15 protein-coding genes are annotated in these 18,634 nt (G+C 68.5%); 7 read left to right on the forward strand and 8 right to left on the reverse strand.

What is annotated here, in order from left to right; all coding sequences use genetic code 11:
* Window positions 1–109: 109 nt before the first annotated feature.
* Window positions 110–493 carry a VOC family protein gene (locus GO592_RS15875; RefSeq protein WP_007296351.1) on the forward strand — a complete coding sequence of 128 codons (384 nt, stop codon included), beginning with the start codon at window positions 110–112 and terminating at the stop codon, window positions 491–493.
* On the opposite strand, the gene GO592_RS15880 is transcribed toward GO592_RS15875, so the two are convergent.
* Both GO592_RS15880 and GO592_RS15885 read right to left on the reverse strand, forming a co-directional pair.
* Entirely contained in the window at window positions 455–1,534 is a 1,080-nt protein-coding gene (locus GO592_RS15880) for an alpha/beta fold hydrolase (protein ID WP_039950742.1), read from the reverse strand. The two genes, GO592_RS15875 and GO592_RS15880, sit on opposite strands and share 39 nt — an antisense overlap.
* Before the next feature lie 97 nt (window positions 1,535–1,631).
* Entirely contained in the window at window positions 1,632–2,276 is a 645-nt protein-coding gene (locus tag GO592_RS15885) for a Pr6Pr family membrane protein (RefSeq protein WP_007296353.1), read from the reverse strand.
* A gap of 69 nt (window positions 2,277–2,345) precedes the next feature.
* Here GO592_RS15885 and hrpA point away from each other — a divergent pair, with 69 nt between their 5' ends.
* Window positions 2,346–6,233 carry an ATP-dependent RNA helicase HrpA gene (gene hrpA / locus GO592_RS15890; protein ID WP_007296354.1) on the forward strand — a complete coding sequence of 1,296 codons (3,888 nt, stop codon included), beginning with the start codon at window positions 2,346–2,348 and terminating at the stop codon, window positions 6,231–6,233.
* Window positions 6,234–6,329: 96 nt separating this feature from the next.
* Here the strand turns inward: hrpA and nrdR are convergent, their stop codons facing one another.
* Together nrdR and GO592_RS15900 are read right to left on the reverse strand one after the other, a co-directional pair.
* Complete coding sequence (gene nrdR, locus GO592_RS15895; protein WP_007296355.1) at window positions 6,330–6,794, reverse strand: transcriptional regulator NrdR; 465 nt, start codon at window positions 6,792–6,794, stop codon at window positions 6,330–6,332.
* A 180-nt stretch (window positions 6,795–6,974) separates the two neighbouring features.
* Complete coding sequence (locus GO592_RS15900; protein WP_007296356.1) at window positions 6,975–7,472, reverse strand: LysM peptidoglycan-binding domain-containing protein; 498 nt, start codon at window positions 7,470–7,472, stop codon at window positions 6,975–6,977.
* A gap of 276 nt (window positions 7,473–7,748) precedes the next feature.
* On the opposite strand from GO592_RS15900, the gene lexA reads away from it, so the two are divergent.
* On the forward strand, window positions 7,749–8,480 hold the full coding sequence (gene lexA / locus GO592_RS15905) for a transcriptional repressor LexA (protein WP_005567360.1): 732 nt from the start codon (window positions 7,749–7,751) through the stop codon (window positions 8,478–8,480).
* Window positions 8,481–8,559: 79 nt separating this feature from the next.
* On the opposite strand, the gene GO592_RS15910 is transcribed toward lexA, so the two are convergent.
* The 3 genes from GO592_RS15910 to ptsP form a co-directional block, all read right to left on the reverse strand.
* Window positions 8,560–9,702 carry an acyl-CoA dehydrogenase family protein gene (locus GO592_RS15910; protein ID WP_007296357.1) on the reverse strand — a complete coding sequence of 381 codons (1,143 nt, stop codon included), beginning with the start codon at window positions 9,700–9,702 and terminating at the stop codon, window positions 8,560–8,562.
* Between the two features lie 111 nt (window positions 9,703–9,813).
* On the reverse strand, window positions 9,814–11,055 hold the full coding sequence (locus GO592_RS15915) for a uracil-xanthine permease family protein (protein WP_007296358.1): 1,242 nt from the start codon (window positions 11,053–11,055) through the stop codon (window positions 9,814–9,816).
* A gap of 156 nt (window positions 11,056–11,211) precedes the next feature.
* On the reverse strand, window positions 11,212–12,882 hold the full coding sequence (ptsP, locus tag GO592_RS15920; protein ID WP_007296359.1) for a phosphoenolpyruvate--protein phosphotransferase: 1,671 nt from the start codon (window positions 12,880–12,882) through the stop codon (window positions 11,212–11,214).
* A 197-nt stretch (window positions 12,883–13,079) separates the two neighbouring features.
* On the opposite strand from ptsP, the gene GO592_RS15925 reads away from it, so the two are divergent.
* Genes GO592_RS15925 through GO592_RS15940 form a run of 4 tightly spaced genes read left to right on the forward strand, consistent with a single transcriptional unit; the run spans window position 13,080 to window position 17,271 of the window.
* Complete coding sequence (locus tag GO592_RS15925) at window positions 13,080–13,847, forward strand: DeoR/GlpR family DNA-binding transcription regulator (RefSeq protein WP_007296360.1); 768 nt, start codon at window positions 13,080–13,082, stop codon at window positions 13,845–13,847.
* Window positions 13,844–14,824, forward strand: a complete 981-nt coding sequence (gene pfkB / locus GO592_RS15930) for a 1-phosphofructokinase (RefSeq protein ID WP_007296361.1) — start codon at window positions 13,844–13,846, stop codon at window positions 14,822–14,824. The genes GO592_RS15925 and pfkB overlap by 4 nt, the downstream gene beginning before the upstream one ends.
* A gap of 16 nt (window positions 14,825–14,840) precedes the next feature.
* A complete protein-coding gene (locus GO592_RS15935; protein WP_007296362.1) occupies window positions 14,841–16,955 on the forward strand; it encodes a PTS fructose transporter subunit IIABC in 2,115 nt (704 codons plus the stop codon).
* Between the two features lie 58 nt (window positions 16,956–17,013).
* Window positions 17,014–17,271, forward strand: a complete 258-nt coding sequence (locus GO592_RS15940; RefSeq protein WP_005261132.1) for an HPr family phosphocarrier protein — start codon at window positions 17,014–17,016, stop codon at window positions 17,269–17,271.
* 14 nt (window positions 17,272–17,285) lie between these two features.
* On the opposite strand, the gene GO592_RS15945 is transcribed toward GO592_RS15940, so the two are convergent.
* Window positions 17,286–18,608, reverse strand: a complete 1,323-nt coding sequence (locus GO592_RS15945; RefSeq protein ID WP_007296363.1) for an alpha/beta hydrolase — start codon at window positions 18,606–18,608, stop codon at window positions 17,286–17,288.
* Window positions 18,609–18,634: the final 26 nt, after the last annotated feature.

Raw genomic sequence — 18,634 nt, forward strand, 5'->3', positions numbered from 1 at the left:
GAGTGGCACGTGTTGTCGCGCGTTTGCCTGTTACAGACACGCCACGGAGGCGCGCCCGAGCCGTCCCCGTGACAGTGTGCGACCACCGTCGCGCGGGTATCCGCAACCCATGACCAGCCGAATCATCGCCATCGCCGTCGACTGCCGTGACGCGGAATCACTGTCACGATTCTGGTGCGACGCCCTGGGCTATCCGTCGACCCGCCGCTGGAAGGACTCGTACGGGCTCGAGTACGTCGAATCGAACGCACCGGGGTCCCCGTCACTGGTGTTCCAGCCCGTCGACGACCCGAAGTCCGGGAAGAACCGCCTGCACCTCGACATCGCGCCGTCGTCCGGTACCCGCGACGAGGAGGTCCGGCGGCTCCTCTCGCTCGGCGCATGCCGGCTGAGCGACGACCCGAATGTTCCCTGGGTGGTCCTCGCAGACCCCGAGGGCAACGAATTCTGCGTGTTACCGGAACGTGGGGCCGACGACGGGACGACCACGTAGCCCTCGCCACCAGGCGGCGGGCCCGCCGTGGGCGACCCAGTGCCGTGCGTGGTCCACGTAATCCGTCGCCACCCGGACCCACTCACTCCAGGCACTCGGCGTGGGAAGGGTTTCGACCGAACGGGTCAGGAGACGATCGATCGCGTCCGAGACGAGCTCTGCGCGCTCCAACTGCACCATGTGCCCCGCACCGGGGACCTTCACCAGTTCCGCGTCGGGCAGATGCCCGGCGATCGCCTTCGAATACCGGAAGGGGGTCAGGAGGTCGCGGTCGCCGCACACCACCAGCGTCTCGATGGGTGCGAGCAACGGCACCGCCGCCGTCTCGTCGTGATTCTTGAACGACGGCAGGAAGTCGACGAGCGTCTTGAGGGACGTGTCGTTGATCATCTGCTCGGAGTGCCACACGATCGCCGGGCTGATGCTGCGGTCACCGAACGACGCCGACCTCAGGATCGGCGCCAGCACCCTCTTGCTCGCGCCGCGACCGCTCTGGACGACCCGGGGCAGGTGGCGGGCCGCGGTGCTGAATCCGGCAACCACCGGCGTGTTGAGGGTCCGCGCGAGCCCCACGTCACCCAGCTTCTCCGCCGCGGTGGCGATCAGGCCCACCCCGACGATGCGGGACCCGATCAGATCGGGATGCTGTCCGACGTACGACAGGACCGCCATACCGCCCATCGAATGGCCGACCAGCACGATCGGCCCCTCGGGCACGAGCGCACGGATCACGGCGTCGACGTCCTGCGCGAGATGCGGAATGGTGCAGGTGGCGCGCCGCGGCACCCCGGAGTCGCCGTGCCCCCGCAGGTCGAAGAACACCATGCGAATCGTCGAGCCCCACGCCTCCTCGAGCTGAACCCGCTGGAAGTGCCACCCGGTCATCCTGTTGCAGAAGCCGTGGACGAACACCACCGTCAAGGGCGCGAACGCCGGACCCACCTCGCGCACCGCGAGCGGCACACCGTCGTCGGCGGCCACGACACTGCCGCGGTCGCGGCCGAGCAGGTCGAAGGTCTCGCCTGCGAACTCGTCGAACATAGTCTCCCAGCCGTTGCCGAAGTCACGGTTGATCGCGCGGACGCCTGTCGTGTGGAGGATAGCGCGGTCCGCGAATCGTCCGCGCGCACCTTCGCCGCTACCGATCCTCGTCGTACCGCCGGCGTGCACCGAGACGTCCCACCGCGTTGACGGCGAACGCCATCAACGCCATCGCCAGCAACAACACGACCGCCGTGACGGCGAGCTGAAGGTACCCCTGCTGCCGGGGGTCCAGGAACGGGTACGGATACCAGTCGACGATCGGACCCCGTATCAGGGAATAGGCGCCGTACACGGCCGGGAACACCAGCCAGCTCAGGCTCTGCGCCTCGGAGATCCGCACCCGGGACGGGGCCACCACCCAGTCCAGCAGCAGGACGAGCGGCAGCAGACGGTGCAGGGCCGTGTTGATCCAGGCGTCCTGCAGCATGACGTCGATGTTCGCCAGCAGCACCGCGTACACGATTCCGGTGATGACCATGTACAGCGTGGTCGCACCCCGGAACAGCTGCCAGCCCCGTGACTGCGGATCCCGGATCGCGCCGACGAACAGGACGACGACGGCGAGGATGTTGCTCTCGATGGTGAAGTAGCTGAGGAAATCGGCCAGTGAGAAGTCGCCGCTGCCGGCGCTGCGGAGGGGAATCCACAGCAACGCGATCAGCCCGTAGGCGGCGAAGACCGCCCGCAGAACCCGAACGATCCTCTGACCTCGCAGGTCCGTGACGACGGCAGCGTCCATCCGCCGATATTCGCACACGGGCGGGCGCGGCACAGGGCGATCCACCGGTTGGCTAGGCTGGGGTCCAGCATGTCCACCACAGCACCCAGCCGGCGGGAACTGAAGAACAGCCTCGGCGAACTCACACTGCGCGACGAACACCGGCTCCGCCGGCGACTCGACCGTGCGCGCACACCCGACGCACTCGCATCCCTGTCCGACGAGATCGCCGCCGCCCGCGGACGCATCACACGAAGACTCGACAGCGTCCCCGCCATCGACTACCCCGACACGCTGCCGGTCAGCCAGCGCCGCGACGACATCGCGAAGGCGATCTCCGAGAACCAGGTCGTCATCGTCGCCGGCGAGACGGGATCCGGCAAGACGACGCAGATCCCGAAGATCTGCCTCGAACTCGGCCGCGGCGTCCGCGGCCTCATCGGACACACCCAGCCCCGCCGTCTCGCGGCGCGGACCGTCGCCGAACGGATCGCCGAGGAACTTCGCAGCGAACTCGGTGAGACCGTCGGCTACACCGTGCGATTCACCGACCAGGTGTCGGACGGCACGCTGGTGAAACTGATGACCGACGGAATCCTGCTCGCCGAGATCCAACGCGATCGGATGCTGCGCCGGTACGACACGCTGATCATCGACGAGGCCCACGAACGCAGCCTCAACATCGACTTCATCCTCGGGTACCTGCGACAGCTACTCCCCCGCCGGCCCGATCTGAAAGTGATCATCACGTCGGCCACGATCGATCCGGAACGCTTCGCGCAGCACTTCGCCACCGACGGCCTGCCCGCGCCGATCGTCGAAGTGTCCGGGCGCACATTCCCCGTCGAGATGCGGTACCGCCCACTCACGGTGGAAGTGGGCGACCAGACGTTCGACCGCGACCCCGTCGACGCGGTGTGCGAGGCGGTCGAGGAGCTCTCCGGCGAGGGCGACGGCGACATCCTGGTCTTCCTCTCCGGCGAACGGGAGATCCGCGACACCGCCGACGCGCTCCGAGACCGCAGACTGCGCGGCACCGAGATCGTGCCCCTCTACGCCCGGCTGTCGGCGGCGGAACAGCACAAGGTGTTCACGCCCCACACCGGGCGGAGGGTGGTGCTGTCGACGAACGTCGCGGAAACGTCGCTCACCGTGCCCGGCATCCGGTACGTCGTGGACCCGGGAACCGCCCGCATCTCCCGCTACTCGGTGCGCACCAAGGTGCAGCGCCTGCCCATCGAACCGATCTCACAGGCATCCGCCCGCCAGCGTTCCGGGCGTTGCGGCCGTGTGGCCGAAGGCATCTGCATCCGCCTCTACTCGGAAGAGGACTTCGAGGCGCGGCCCGCCTTCACCGAACCGGAGATCCTGCGCACCAACCTCGCGTCCGTCATCCTGCAGATGACGGCGCTCGGCCTCGGCGACATCGCCGCGTTCCCGTTCGTCCAGCCGCCCGACCCCCGGGCGGTCCGCGACGGCATCGGCCTGCTCGAGGAACTCGGGGCCATCGAACGGAAAGCCCAGAACGAGCAGCCCGTCCTCACCGCGGTCGGACGCGAACTCGCGCAGATCCCCGTCGATCCGCGCATGGCCCGGATGCTCGTCGAGGCGCACCGCAACGGCTGCCTGTCCGAGGTGCTGGTCATCGTCTCCGCCCTCTCGATCCAGGACGTGCGGGAACGTCCCGCCGAATTCCAGCAGGCAGCGGACGAGAAGCACGCCCGGTTCACTGTGGAGAACTCCGACTTCCTCGCCTTCCTCGAACTGTGGAAGTACCTGCGCGAGCAGCGGAACGAGTTGTCGTCCAACCAGTTCCGGAAGATGTGCCGAAACGAATTCCTGCACTGGCTGCGCATCCGCGAATGGCAGGACCTGCACGGTCAGCTCCGTCAGATCACCCGTGGGCTGGGCTGGGACACCACCGACACCCCGGCCGGTGAGGCGGCGATCCACCAGTCCCTGCTCGCGGGGCTGCTGTCGCACATCGGGCTCCGCGAGGGTGACAAACGAGACTTCCTCGGGGCCCGCGGAAGCCGATTCGCGGTCTTCCCCGGCTCGAGCCTGTTCAAGAAGCCCCCGCGATGGGTCATGGCCGCCGAGCTGGTCGAGACGTCCCGGCTGTGGGCGCGGATGTCGGCCGGAATCGAACCCGAGTGGGCCGAGAAGCTGGCGCCGCACCTCGTGAAACGCACCTACTCCGAACCGCACTGGTCGTCGAAGCGTGGCGCCGCCATGGCCTACGAACGCGTCACGTTGTACGGCATCCCGCTCGTCGCCCGGCGTGCCGTCACCTACAGCACCATCGACCCCGAAACGTCCCGGGACCTGTTCATCCGCCACGCCCTGGTGCAGGGTGAATGGCAGACACAGCACAAGTTCTTCCACGCCAACCGCGCACTCCTCGAAGACGTCGAAGAACTCGAACATCGCGCCCGCAGGCGCGACATCCTCGTGGACGACGACACCCTCTACGACTTCTACGACCAGCGCGTCGGCCCGGAAGCTGTCTCGGCCCGGCATTTCGACTCCTGGTGGAAGGTCGCCCGCCGCAAGAATCCCGACCTGCTCACGTTCACCCAGGCGACGGTCGTCAACGCCGAATCGGCCGCAGTACTCGGCGGCGAATACCCCGACGCCTGGCGCCAGGGCGACATGCAGTTCCCCCTCACCTACCAGTTCGAGCCCGGCACCGAGGACGACGGCGTCACCGCCCGCATCCCGATCGCGCTACTGGCGGGCCTGCGCCCGGTCGGCTTCGACTGGCTGGTCCCCGGCATGCGCGTCGAACTGGTCACCGCCCTGATCAAGACGCTCCCGAAGACCCTTCGCCGACAGGTGGTTCCGGCACCGGATTTCGCGGCCGCCGCGCTGGCCGCCGTGAAGCCCCGCTCCGAACCTCTCACCACGGCGATGGCACGCGAACTGTCGAGGCTCGGCGCCTGTCGCATCGATCCCAAGGACTTCGACCTCACCGCGCTCCCCGAACATCTGCGCATGACGTTCGCTGCCGTGGACGAGAAGGGTGCCGTCCTCGGCCGGAACAAGGACCTCGTGTCGCTGCGCAAGTCGCTCGCTCCCCGCGTCCAGGTGGAAGTGGCGAAGGCGGCCTCGAACTCGGAGCGGCCGCCCGCACTCACGTGGACACCCGCCACCCTCGGTTCGCTCGAGGCCACCGTGACCCGCGAACTCGGCGGCCAGAAGGTAACCGGCTACCCCGCCCTGGTCCCGGAGGGCGACGGTGTCGCCGTCCGCGTGCTCAGCACCGCCGCGGCACAACGAACCGCGATGCGCGCCGGAACGCGCCGGCTGCTCCTCGCTGCCGTTCCCACCCAGGCGAAGACGGTCACGTCCGGCCTGAGCAACGCACAGCGACTGGCGCTCGGGCAGAACCCCGACGGCAGCCTCGACGCCCTGATCGACGACTGCCGCAACGCCGCCGCGAACCAATTGATCGCCGCACACGGCGCGCCGGTGCGCACACCGCAGGAATTCGACGCCCTCATGGCGACGGCGCGCGCGGAGATGGCCCGGAACGTGGCGGTGCTCCTACGACTGGTGTCGCCCGTGCTCGAAGCGGACCACCGGCTCGCCGTCGTGCTGGAACGCGCCACCGGTGAAGCCGCCGACGACGTGCGGGAACAACGGCAGTCGCTGCTGTTTCCCGGATTCGTCGCCGACATCGGTACCACTCGCCTCCGCGAACTCCCCCGCTACCTCGCCGCCGCGGCGGCACGTCTCGAAGCCCTTCCGGGGAGCGCACCGCGCGACCAGAAGGGGATGGACGTTCTCGACCGGGTGTACGCCGGATACGAACGCATGCTCGCGGGCCTGCCGGAAGAACGACAGCACTCACCCGAGGTCGACGCGATTCACTGGATGATCGAGGAGTTGCGCGTCAGCCTGTTCGCTCAAACACTCGGGACACCGATCCCGGTCTCGGAGAAACGCGTGCTCAGTGCCATGGAGAAGGTGCGCTGACGCGCAAGGCCATGGAGAAGGTGCGCTGACGCGCAAGGCCATGGAGAAGGTGCGCTGACGCGCAAGGCCATGGAGAAGGTGCGCTGACGCGCAGGCTCAGACGTCGTCTCGGGATTCGCGGTGTTCGCGTAGCTCTTTGATCTCGCGGGCGAAGTCCTCGGCGGAGCTGAAAGACCGGTACACCGACGCGAAGCGCAGGTACGCCACCTCGTCGAGATCACGAAGCGGACCGAGAATGGCGAGGCCGACCTCGTTGCTCGGGATCTCCGCCGAGCCCGACGCCCGGACCGCGTCCTCGACCTGCTGGGCAAGAAGATTGAGTGCGTCGTTGTCTACCTGCCGGCCCTGGCAGGCGCGGCGCACACCCCGCACCACCTTCTCCCGGCTGAACGGTTCGGTGACACCACTGCGCTTGACCACCGACAACACGGCGGTCTCGACGGTGGTGAATCGGCGACCACACTCGGGGCACGAACGGCGGCGACGGATGGCCTGTCCTTCGTCGGCTTCTCGCGAATCGACCACACGTGAATCGGGGTGCCGGCAGAACGGGCAGTGCATGGCGATTCCTTCGTTGTAGCCGTCGTGGCCGCAACTGTTCGCCTCCCCCGATGGCGAACCGTCGAAAACGGATTCACGCAGCGGATGCACGATCTCGACGCGACCACACGAAGTGGTGGGACTGACAGCATCCGAGACTACTCGGCCGCCCGATGGGACAGACATGCAGAGCCACCCCTGTCACCGGGTAGAGGACGACGGGACGATCAGACTCTGGCCCGGGTGGAGCGCCGAATTGGACATAGCGTTCAGCTCCATGATCCGCTCGACCACCTGCGCCACCGGCAATTCCGGGGAGATCCGTGCCGCGAGCGCTGCCAGACTCTCCCCCTGCTGCACCTGCACGACCTCCGTGGCCGCCGAGTCGCTCACACCATCGGTGGTGGCCAGCTGAGCCACCCCGACGAGCCCGCACAACACACCCGCCGTGATCACGACACTCGCGAGCACCATCCGCCAGCCGACGTCGTTCGCCCCGCGCGCGTGATCGGCACGGGAGACACCGGTGTGGGTGGGCCGGTACGCGACGGCACCGGACGAGGGACGCCGAAGCTCGCCGTCGGTGCGCCGGCGGCGCGGCTCGGTCCGGTACGACCGTGCGGCCCCGGAACGGACGACACCCCGTTCGAGGGCCTGCCGGTTCAGCACTGCCTGCCGATGGAGAACTGCGTTGCTCATCGGTACCTCCGCTGCTCGTATCCGTTGTCGTATCCGTTGTCGTATCCGCTACCGACCCTGTCGGTGTCCGATCGCTCCGGGTGTTCGATCACGCGTTCGAAAGAACACATGTTCGATTTCTACCACGACCCTCCGACAATGTCTCTACTTCTCGCGACACGTGTCGAACAGATGTTTGAAACTCCGAGGAAAGCGGGATAGATTCGTGTCACGCGGCACAGCAGTCACATGCGACCCATACCGAGAAGATCCACATACAGACGGAGGCACCTCGCCATGAAGGACGACAGCTCGACCGACGGTTCGACTCCACGTGTGAGCGGTGGCTCCGCCGCCGGGTTGACCGACCGGCAGCGCCGTGTCCTCGAGGTGATTCGCACGTCCGTGAACGAGCGCGGATATCCGCCGAGCATCCGCGAGATCGGCGACGCCGTGGGGCTCACCTCCACGTCGTCCGTCGCTCATCAGCTGCGCACGCTGGAGCGGAAGGGCTTCCTCCGCCGGGATCCCAATCGTCCGCGCGCCGTGGACGTGCGCGGCCTCGACGAGGTGGCGGCGGGAGCCGCGGCGAACGCCAGCGCCGCCGTCGGGTTGGCCGCGGTCAAGTCCGGCGCCGACGGCGCACCCCTGCCGGAACCCACGTTCGTCCCGGTCCTCGGCCGGATCGCGGCCGGTGGCCCGATCCTCGCCGAGGAAGCAGTGGAGGACGTCTTCCCGCTTCCCCGCGAACTGGTGGGCCAGGGCTCGCTGTTCCTGCTCAAGGTCGTCGGCGAATCGATGATCGATGCCGCGATCTGCGACGGCGACTGGGTGGTGGTCCGTCAGCAGAACGTGGCGGAGAACGGAGACATCGTGGCAGCGATGATCGACGGCGAAGCCACCGTCAAGACGTTCAAGCGCACCGAGAACGAGGTGTGGCTGATGCCGCACAATCCGCTGTTCGATCCGATCCCCGGCAACGACGCGGTCGTTCTGGGCAAGGTCGTCACGGTCATGCGCAAGATCTAGTCCCGGCACAAGGAGGGCCCCACGGCGATTGCCGTGGGGCCCTCCTCGCATCCACCCCGGATACGCAGGCCGTGCCTCGTCAGAGATTGAGGCCGCGACCGATGATTTCCTTCATGATCTCGGTGGTACCGCCGTAGATGGTCTGGACACGAGAATCCATGTACGCCTTGGCGATCGGGTACTCCTTCATATATCCGTAGCCGCCGTGCAGCTGCAGGCACCGGTCGATCAGCCGGACCTGCGCCTCGGTGGTCCACCACTTGGCCATCGCCGCTTCCTGCACCGACAGCTTCTCGTCGTTGAGCAGTTCGATGAACTTGTCGACGAGGACTCGGACGGCCGTTGCCTCGGTGGCGAGTTCGGCGAGGACGAAGCGGGTGTTCTGGAAGCTGCCGATCGACTTGCCGAAAGCCTTCCGGTCGCGGCAGTACTGGATCGTCATGTCCAGTGCCGATTCCATTGCGGCGGCGGCCACCACGGCAATCGACAGCCGCTCCTGGGGAAGGTTCTTCATCAGGTAGAGGAAGCCCATCCCCTCCTCGCCGAGGAGGTTGGCGGCGGGAACGCGGACATCGGTGAAGCTGAGTTCCGCGGTATCCTGCGCCTTCATACCGATCTTGTCGAGGTTGCGGCCACGTTCGAAGCCCGGCATGTCCCGTTCGACGACCAGGAGGCTGAATCCCTGCGCCCCCTTATCGGGATCGGTACACGCGACGACGATCACGAGGTCGGCGTTGATGCCGTTCGTGATGAAGGTCTTCGAACCGTTGAGAACCCAGTCGTCGCCGTCGCGCACGGCACGGGTCTTGATGCCCTGCAGGTCGCTGCCCGTGCCCGGCTCGGTCATCGCGATGGCTGTGATCAGTTCACCCGACGCGAAGCCGGGCAGCCAGCGCTGCTTCTGCTCCTCGTTGCTCAGTTCGAGCAGGTAGGGCGCGACGACGTCGTTGTGCAGGGTGAAGCCGATGCCGCTGTACCCGCCCCGGGTGGTCTCCTCGGTGACGATCGCGTTGTACCGGAAGTCGCGCACGCCGCCGCCACCGAATTCCTCCGGCACGGCCATGCCGAGGAAGCCCTGCTTGCCGGCCTCGACCCACAGGCTGCGGTCGACGATGTTCCGCTCTTCCCACTTGGCGTGGTTCGGCTCGGCGTGCTGTGCGAGAAACTTGCGGTACGACTCCCGGAACAGTTCGTGCTCCGGTTCGAACAGGGTGCGCTCCACGCCGACTCCTCGTATCAACTATCTGGGTACGTCTCGTTCGACGGTAGAGGCGAGGAACTACGTGGTGAATGACCCAGGTGATCGGGATTCGTGACCCATCCGGTCACGGTCTCAGGGCTTGCGGAACCGCGCGAGCGAGCGCATCACCGGGTAGGCGACGAGGATGCCCACCGAACCCCACGCGATGCCACCGAGTTCCACGGATCCGATCGTCAGCGTCAGGTCGCCGATGCCGGCGACGAGCGCCGCGGCGACCACGGTGAGGTTCACGGGGTCGGTGAAATCCACCTCGGCGTCCATCCAGATGCGCACACCGAGGACACCGATCAGTCCGTACAGCACGAGGGTGGCGCCGCCGATGACACCGTTCGGCACAGTGAACACGAGGGCACCGAACTTAGGTGAGAACGCGAGGACCACGGCGGTGGCGGCCGCGACCCAGTAGGCGGCGGTGGAATAGACCCGCGTCGCGGCCATGACTCCGATGTTCTCGGCGTACGTGGTGGTCCCGGAGCCGCCGCCGAATCCGGCGAGGGTGGTGGCCAGTCCGTCCGCGACGAGGGCGTCGCCGGCGACGTCGTCGAGCGACCGACCCGTCATGGCCGACACCGCCTTGACGTGGCCGACGTTCTCGGCGATCAGGACGATGACCACCGGCAGGGTCAGCGCGATCACGGACCATTCGAACGTCGGCCCCCGTAATTCGGGCACACCGAACCAGGCCGCCTCCCGCAGCGCTGTGACCCGCTCCTCGGCGAGCCCGCCGATCACGGCGGCGAACACCCAGCCGACGACGACACCGACGAGGATTCCGAGACGGCCCAGCAGTCCCGGACCGAGCACTGTCACGAGCAGGATCGCCAGCAGGGTCACCCCTGCGATCAGCGGTTGCGATTCGAACGAATCCACCGCGGTGGGTGCGAGATTGAGCCCGATCAGGGCGACCACGGCGCCGGTGACGACGGGTGGCATGACGGCGTCGATGACCCGCGATCCGGCCAGCTTCACCGCGATGCCCACCACGAGCAGCAACAGACCCGCGGCGGCGACGCCGCCGAGTTGCGCGGCGGGACCCGAACTCTGCGACGCCGTCAGCGGCGCGATGAACGCGAACGACGACCCGAGATAGCTGGGGATGCGGCCGCGGGTGATGAGCAGGAACAGGGCCGTACCGATACCCGAGAACAGCAGTGTCGTGGTGACCGGAAACCCGGTGATGGTCGGCACCAGGAGGGTGGCGCCGAACATCGCGATGACGTGCTGCATCCCGATTCCGACCGTGCGCGGCCAGGTGAGGCGCTCGCCGGGAGCGACCACCTCACCCTCACCGATCCGCCTGCCGTCGCCGTGCATCGTCCACCCGAACGCCCGCGTGGGGGTGGACGGGCCGGCAGAGCCGCCGGCCGGACCGTCGGGGGCGTCGGTTTCTCTTTTCGTCACAGTTCGCCAATAGTAGGCACGATCTAGGAGTTTCGCGTCTTCGGGACCGGATCCCGCGGCAAACCGGGACTACGCGCCCAGCACCCGTACCGCCGCGGCCCGCGCCTCCGCCGGATCACTCGTGGCGAGCACGTCCTCGGCGGCACGACGGCAGTCGTCCAGCGAGACCGATCCCACCTTCGCCCCGACACCGGACACGGCGGCACCGGCGCAGGACAGCGACGTGACCCCGAGTCCGATCAGCACGCAGGCGAGTAGCGGGTCGGCGGCCGCCTCGCCGCAGACGCCGACCGGTTTGCCCGCCGCGATGCCCGCCTCGGCCGTGCGGGCGACGAGCGCGAGGACCGCCGGTTGCCAGGGATCGGTGAGCGATGCCAGGTCGGAGGACATCCGGTCGGCGGCCATCGTGTACTGCGCGAGGTCGTTTGTGCCGATGGACAGGAAGTCGACGTGGCGCAGGAGGCGGTCGGCCAGAAGCGCGGCGGCCGGTACCTCGACCATCACGCCGGGCACGAGTCCGCGGGCGCGGACCTCCGTCGCGAAGGATTCGGCCTCGGCGGGAGTCGAGATCATCGGCGCCATCACCCACGGCTGCGACTGTGTCTGCTTCGCCGCGGCGGCGACGGCGTCGAGTTGCCTGCTGAGGATTCCCGGGTTCTGTTCGGCGATCCGGATTCCGCGGACCCCGAGCGCCGGGTTCGCCTCTTCTGCGTGGTTGGCGAAGCGCAGCGGCTTGTCCGATCCCGCGTCGAGGGTCCGGATCACCACCTTCCGGCCGGCGAACGCGTCGAGCACCTCTCCGTAGATCTCGGCCTGCTCGTCGACACCGGGCTCGGAATCGCGGTCCAGGAAGCACAACTCGGTGCGGAACAGTCCGACGCCCTCGGCGGCGGTCGTGGCCGCCGAGCGCGCACCGGCCCCGTCCTGGACGTTGGCCAGAATCGACACGGAATGCCCGTCGCTCGTGCGGCCGGGCCCCTCCCACGACTGGATGCGGATCCGTTCGGCGCGGCCGTGTTCCACGGCGGCACGGGCCTCCACGGGGTCCGGTTCAACCACGAGTTCGCCCGCCGACCCGTCGAGGAGGACGGGGGTGCCCGCGACGACGGATTCGAGGTCACGCACCGCGACCACACACGGTATGCCCAGCTGCCGCGAGATGATCGCGGTGTGGCTCGTCGGGCCGCCGAGGACGGTCACGAGTCCGACGATCAATTCGGGATCGAGACCGGCGGTGTCGGCGGGCGCGAGGTCCTGGGCACACAGGATCGACGGTGTCGTGGGCACGGGGATGCCGGGTTCGGGCAGGCCGAGGAGTTCGGACACGACGCGGTCCCGGATGTCGCGCAGGTCGGTCACCCGTTCGGCCATCAGCCCGCCCATCTTGGTGAACAGGGTGGCGAACTGCTCGGTGGCTTCGGCCGCCGCTTCCTCGGCCGGGGCTCCACCGGCGATCAGCTTCTGCGCGGCACCGAGCCAGCCGCGGTCGGCAGCCATCGCCGCGTTCGCCTGCAGCACCTCTGCCGCGGCCCCGGAGACGCTCGCCGCGCGGTCGCGGAGTCGCTCTGACACGACGGCGGCAGCTTCCTCGAAGCGGACCTTCTCCGCGTCGCGCGACGCCTCGTCGATCCGGGCCGATCCGGGTGCGACCTCCGGCCGCGGAGCCGGCCAGATCACCGGCGCGTAGGCAATGCCGGGTACCACTGGCGTACCTCGCACGATTTCACGGTCTTCGGTCATCGGGTCCTCCTGGCCGGCTCGTTCTGTCTTCACACAGTCGGAAATGCGAATCGACTATGTGACGGAGATTACTCTCAACTCTTGACATGTCAACACACTCGGGCGTAAAACAACATGACACAACATTTCGTGTGATGCAGACCATAACGGATCACATCACCGAACACTTCACCGACGAGAACAGGAACGGGGTCACGGTGTATCCGGAAGAACGCCAGCAAGCGGTCACCACGCTGATCTCGCAGCGGGGACGCATGTCGGTCGCGGACCTCTCCGACACATTCGGCGTCACCACCGAGACCGTGCGCCGTGACCTCGCTCTTCTCGAGCGTCTCGGCCACGTCCGCCGCGTGCACGGCGGCGCGGTGCCTGCGGGGTCCCTCACGGTCACCGAGCCCGGCATGACGGAGCGCGATCACACCCGCGCCGAGCAGAAGGACCGGATCGCCAAGCGCGCCGCCGCCTACCTGCCTCCGTCCGGTGGCAGCGTGCTGTTCGACGCGGGAACCACGACGGGGCGCATCATCCCGGAACTCCCGTCCGATCTGGACCTCACCGTGATCACCAACTCCGTGCCGATCGCAGCCCGGCTCGCGGGACTCAATTCGGTGACGCTCCACATGCTGGGCGGCCGGGTGCGCGGCATCACGCAGGCCGCCGTCGGCGAGGAGGCGCTGCGCATCCTCGACGTCCTCCGCGTCGACGTCGCGTTCATCGGCACCAACGCGCTCAGCGTCGGCCACGGCCTGTCCACACCGGACACCGAGGAGGCCGCGGTCAAGCGCGCGATGGTCCGGTGCGCCAACCACGTCGTCGTGGTCGCCGACTCGTCGAAGGTCGGGAGGGAACACCTCGTGAGCTTCGCCCCCATCCACAGCGTCGACATCCTCGTCACCGACGCCGACATCAGTACCGCAGACCGAGCCCACTTCCACGACCAGGGAATCGAGGTGGTGATCGCATGATCGTCACGCTGACCGCCAATCCGAGCATCGACCGCACCGTCAACCTGGTGGGGCGCCTCGAACGAGGAACCGTTCTGCGCGCGGCCGCCACCCACAGCGACCCAGGAGGCAAGGGCGTCAACGTCGCCCGCGCGCTCACGTCGGCCGGTGTCGCCGCTGTCGCAATACTCCCGGGCAACGAGGGTGATCCCCTGCTCACCGCCCTGTCCGAGCACGGGATCGAGCACGTGACCGTGGCGACGTCCGGTCCGGCGCGCACCAACATCACCATCACCGAACCCGACGGCACCACCACCAAGGTCAACGAACCCGGCGTCGTCATGTCGGCCGAGTCCCTCGCCGATCTGCAGTCGAAGATCATCGAACGCGGGTCCCGGGCCGAGTGGGTCGTGCTGTCCGGTTCCCTTCCCCCGGGCATTCCCACCGACTGGTACGCCACGCTCGTCGAGGCACTCCGCTCGGCACCATGCCGAGTCGCCGTCGACACGTCGGACGCCCCGCTGCTCGCGCTCGCGGAACGGTTCCCCGCGGCCGCCCCCGACCTCGTGAAACCGAACAGCGAGGAACTCGCTCAGCTCACCGGCGCCGACGGGCAGTTGCTCGAGGAGTCCGCGCTGCGCGGGGACCCGACGGCCACCGCCCATGCCGGCAGGCAACTCGTGGACCGCGGGGTCGAAGCCGTCCTCGCCACGCTCGGTGCCGCGGGTGCGGTTCTCGTGACGGAGGCCGGCGCCTGGTGGGCCACGCCACCACCGATCGTTGCCCGCAGCACCGTCGGCGCCGGCGACTCGTCGCTGGCTGGCTACCTGGCAGCGCAGATGTCCGGCGCGACCCCCGCGGACTGCCTCCGATCCGCCGTCGCCTACGGCAGCGCGGCGGCAGCCCTTCCCGGCACCACCCTGCCGACCCCCGAACACGTCGACATCGACGCCGTCACTGTCACCGCCCTCATCTCCCCCGCCCCCGATCCGGCCTGAACCAGAAGGAAACACCATGTCTCACTCGACACCCGACCGCGATTCGGGGCCGCAGATCATCAGCGAAGATCTGATCTCCCTGGACACCGACCTCGGAGCCTCCAAGGAGGACGTGATCTCCGCGCTCTCCCGGCGTCTGGCCGACGCCGGTCGCGCCACCGAAGCGGACGCTCTCCGCGACGCCGCACTGGCGCGTGAATCACAATCGGCGACGGGACTTCCCGGTGGGATCGCGATCCCCCACTGCCGTTCCGAAGCCGTTGTGGCGGCGTCCCTCGGATTCGCCCGGCTCGCCCCGAAGGTCGACTTCGGTGCCCCCGACGGACCTGCAGATCTCGTGTTCCTCATCGCCGCGCCCGAAGGTGCGGGCACGGAGCACATGAAGCTGCTCTCCTCGCTCGCGCGGGCGCTGGTTCGCCCCGCCTTCGTCGGAGCGCTCCGTGATGCGAAGTCCCCCGCCGAGATCGTCACCCTGGTGAACGACGTCCTGGCACCCGCACCCGCCGCCACACCGGCTGCCGCGGCCCCCGCAGCAGCCCCAGCACCCGCAGCACCCGCAGCACCCGCAGCGGCCGCCGCGGCCCCGGCTCCGACGCCCGAACCGGTCACCCCGGAGAAGGAACCCGAGCCCGAAGAGGGACCGAAGCACATCGTCGCGGTCACGGCCTGCCCGACCGGCATCGCCCACACGTACATGGCCGCCGACTCCCTCGTCGCCGCCGGCGAACGCGCAGGCGTGGTCGTCCACGTGGAGACTCAGGGTTCGAGCGGAAGCACACCGCTGGCACCGGGAGTGATCGCGGGCGCATCCGCCGTCATCTTCGCCACCGATGTCGGGGTGAAGGGCAAGGAACGCTTCGCAGGCAAGCCGGTGGTGGCGTCGGGCGTCAAGCGCGCCATCAACGAGCCCGACACCATGATCACCGAGGCACTGCGCGCGGGCATGAACCCGTCCGCGGCCACCGTGGACGCCGGTAGCGCCGGCAGCGCGGCGGACGAGCCGGCCGGATCGATCGGCTGGGGCACCCACCTGCGCCAGGTGCTGCTCACCGGTGTCAGTTACATGATCCCGTTCGTCGCCGCCGGCGGTCTGCTGATCGCCCTCGGCTTCCTGCTCGGCGGGTACGAGATCTCCGGTCCCGCGGAGGACATCGTCCTCAGCAACTCCCTCGGCCAACTCCCCGAGGGTGGCCTGGCGACGTACCTGGGCGCGGTGCTGTTCCAACTGGGTTCGCTGGCGTTCAGCTTCCTCGTACCCGCTCTGGCCGGTTACATCGCCTTCGCCATCGCCGACCGGCCCGGTCTGGCGCCGGGCTTCACCGCGGGCGCCGTGGCTGTCTTCGTCGGCGCCGGATTCATCGGAGGCCTCGTCGGTGGTCTGATCGCCGGCGTGGTCGCGCTGTGGATCAGCCGGATCCCGGTTCCCCAGTGGTTGCGCGGCCTGATGCCGGTGGTGATCATCCCGCTGTTCGCGACGCTGATCGTCGGCGCACTCATGTTCCTGGTCCTGGGCCGTCCGCTCGCCTCGATCACGTCGGGACTGACGAACTGGCTCAACGGTCTGTCCGGCAGCTCCGTCATCTTCCTCGGCATCATCCTCGGCCTGATGATGTGCTTCGACCTCGGTGGCCCGGTGAACAAGGCCGCCTACGCGTTCGCGGTGGCCGGCCTCAACGTCAACGATCCCGCCTCGCTGCGGATCATGGCGGCCGTGATGGCTGCGGGCATGGTCCCGCCGCTGGCGATGGCTCTCGCGTCGACCGTCCTGCGTCCCAGCCTGTTCAGCGAGGCGGAACGCGAAAACGGCAAGGCGGCCTGGCTTCTCGGCTCGGCGTTCATCTCCGAAGGTGCCATTCCGTTCGCCGCCGCCGACCCGCTGCGCGTCATTCCCTCGATGATGGCCGGCGGCGCCGTCACCGGCGCCCTGATCATGGCGTTCAACGTCACCCTCAGCGCACCGCACGGCGGAATCTTCGTCTTCTTCGCCATCGGCAACCTGCTGTGGTTCCTGGTGGCGCTGGCCGCCGGTGTCGTCGTCGCCGCACTGTGCGTCGTCGGCGCCAAGGAATTCATCAAGCCCGGCGCGTCCGACGCCGAACTCGACCCCGACGTTGCGACAGTCGCAGCGTAAGAGAAACAGATCGACCCGCTCGTCCCGCACCACCCCCCACCGACAGAGGAGAGAGTCCATGCCCAGCACCACAGTCGCCGTCGGTTCGTCCATCGGCCTGCACGCCCGTCCCGCCGCCGTCATCGCCGAAGCGGTTGCCGCCGCCGGTGTGCCCGTCACGCTGGCCGTGGCGGACGGCGAACCCGTGGACGCCGGTTCCGCACTGCTCATCATGACGCTCGGCGCCACCAAGGGCACCGACGTCACGGTCACCAGCGACGACGCCGACGCCGTCGAGAAGGTGGCCCAGCTGGTGGCGGCCGACCTCGACGCCTGACCGCTATCCGGCGGTCAGCTGGTGAGACCCAGCTGACGGCCGGTCCAGTCCATCTCCCGCTCGAGCGCCGCACCCCAGGTTGCGCCCTCGTGGCCACCGGGGAGCTCGTAGTACCGCACGTTCAGACCGGCCGCCCGCGCGGCAGCGAACATCCGCTGCTGCTGCGGGCGGTACTCGTCGTCCGCCGCCCCGGCGACGAACACCCCGGTCAGTTCCGGGAACTGCCGCGTCCTCAGCACGTCGACCGGATTGACCGCCGCGAACGCACGCTCGTCGCCGGCGAACGTCGCCGCAACCGTCCCCGCGTGATCGCCCAGCGAGGGCTCGTCCTGACCGAGGAAGTCGAGAAACGTCGGGTAGACCGCCGGATAGTTCACGGCCAGCTGGATCGAACAGGTTCCCCCGTACGAGAAGCCGCCGATCGCCCACTGCGCAGGGTCGCGCGACACCTGCAGGGACTTCTCGATCCACACGGGCACGTCGCGGGCCACATAGGTGGCAGCATTGCCCAGCGCCGAATCCAGGCACAGCGGATTCGCGTCCTGCGAACCCAGTGCGTCGACCACCACGACGACCGGCGCGAGGCCGTCATGCCGCGCGGCATACGCGTCCACCGTGGACCCCAGTCGTCCGCTGGCGAACCAGTCCTGGGGGCGCCCCGGCTGTCCCGCGATCATCACCATGACGGGGAGCACGGCGCGGGGCGACGTCAGGTACGCCGGCGGCAGATACAACACGGCCGGCCGGGCCGGGAATCCGGATTCGGTGCCGGGGATCTCCACTTCCGTCACCACACCGGAGCCGGGTGTGCGCACCGGGCGTGTCCACACCGAGTCCATCGGGATCCCGGATTGCACGGCGCTCTCGAACCCGGGGACGGCACCGAACGACACCGGCTCGACTACCGTCGGCGGGCGGTGCCCGGCCAGCGAACCGACGGTCGGGAAGACGCCGACCTCCGCATTGACCTGCCCGACCGCCGCGGCCGCGACCATGGCACCTGCCGTCCCGATCACCACTGCGCGCCGGACGCCGGGCTTCCGGAGCAGGAGAGCCGCTGCGAGTACGAGGGTGCCGACGGCGAGCCAGATCCACGCGTATCCCGCCGGCGGTATCTGATTGGGAAGCGGCCGGTACGTCGCCCACACGGCACCCCCGATCACCACGGTCACGGGCACCGCGACCGCCGCGGCGCGGAGGATCGGCGGCCGGGCGGAACGCGACGCCGCGAGCATCACGACGGTGCCCGCCACCACGGCGACGGTCGATGCGGTCTGGGCGCGACCGTGCTCGAGTGACAGGTGGGCGATACGCGACAACAACTCGTGGGCCTGCACCCCACCAGTATTCACACCGTGCCGGC

Source organism: Rhodococcus sp. 21391 (assembly GCF_016772255.1).
GTDB classification, from domain to species: domain Bacteria; phylum Actinomycetota; class Actinomycetes; order Mycobacteriales; family Mycobacteriaceae; genus Rhodococcus_F; species Rhodococcus_F opacus.

Excerpts from the sequence above, each read along its gene's own strand:
- pfkB (WP_007296361.1), top strand. The coding sequence starts at position 13,844 with ATGATCGTCACGCTGACCGCCAATCCGAGCATCGACCGCACCGTCAAC.
- ptsP (WP_007296359.1), bottom strand. The coding sequence starts at position 12,882 with ATGACCGAAGACCGTGAAATCGTGCGAGGTACGCCAGTGGTACCCGGC.
- GO592_RS15935 (WP_007296362.1), top strand. The coding sequence starts at position 14,841 with ATGTCTCACTCGACACCCGACCGCGATTCGGGGCCGCAGATCATCAGC.
- hrpA (WP_007296354.1), top strand. The coding sequence starts at position 2,346 with ATGTCCACCACAGCACCCAGCCGGCGGGAACTGAAGAACAGCCTCGGC.
- GO592_RS15875 (WP_007296351.1), top strand. The coding sequence starts at position 110 with ATGACCAGCCGAATCATCGCCATCGCCGTCGACTGCCGTGACGCGGAA.
- GO592_RS15915 (WP_007296358.1), bottom strand. The coding sequence starts at position 11,055 with ATGCACGGCGACGGCAGGCGGATCGGTGAGGGTGAGGTGGTCGCTCCC.
- GO592_RS15880 (WP_039950742.1), bottom strand. The coding sequence starts at position 1,534 with ATGTTCGACGAGTTCGCAGGCGAGACCTTCGACCTGCTCGGCCGCGAC.
- GO592_RS15885 (WP_007296353.1), bottom strand. The coding sequence starts at position 2,276 with ATGGACGCTGCCGTCGTCACGGACCTGCGAGGTCAGAGGATCGTTCGG.
- nrdR (WP_007296355.1), bottom strand. The coding sequence starts at position 6,794 with ATGCACTGCCCGTTCTGCCGGCACCCCGATTCACGTGTGGTCGATTCG.
- GO592_RS15940 (WP_005261132.1), top strand. The coding sequence starts at position 17,014 with ATGCCCAGCACCACAGTCGCCGTCGGTTCGTCCATCGGCCTGCACGCC.
- GO592_RS15900 (WP_007296356.1), bottom strand. The coding sequence starts at position 7,472 with ATGAGCAACGCAGTTCTCCATCGGCAGGCAGTGCTGAACCGGCAGGCC.
- lexA (WP_005567360.1), top strand. The coding sequence starts at position 7,749 with ATGAAGGACGACAGCTCGACCGACGGTTCGACTCCACGTGTGAGCGGT.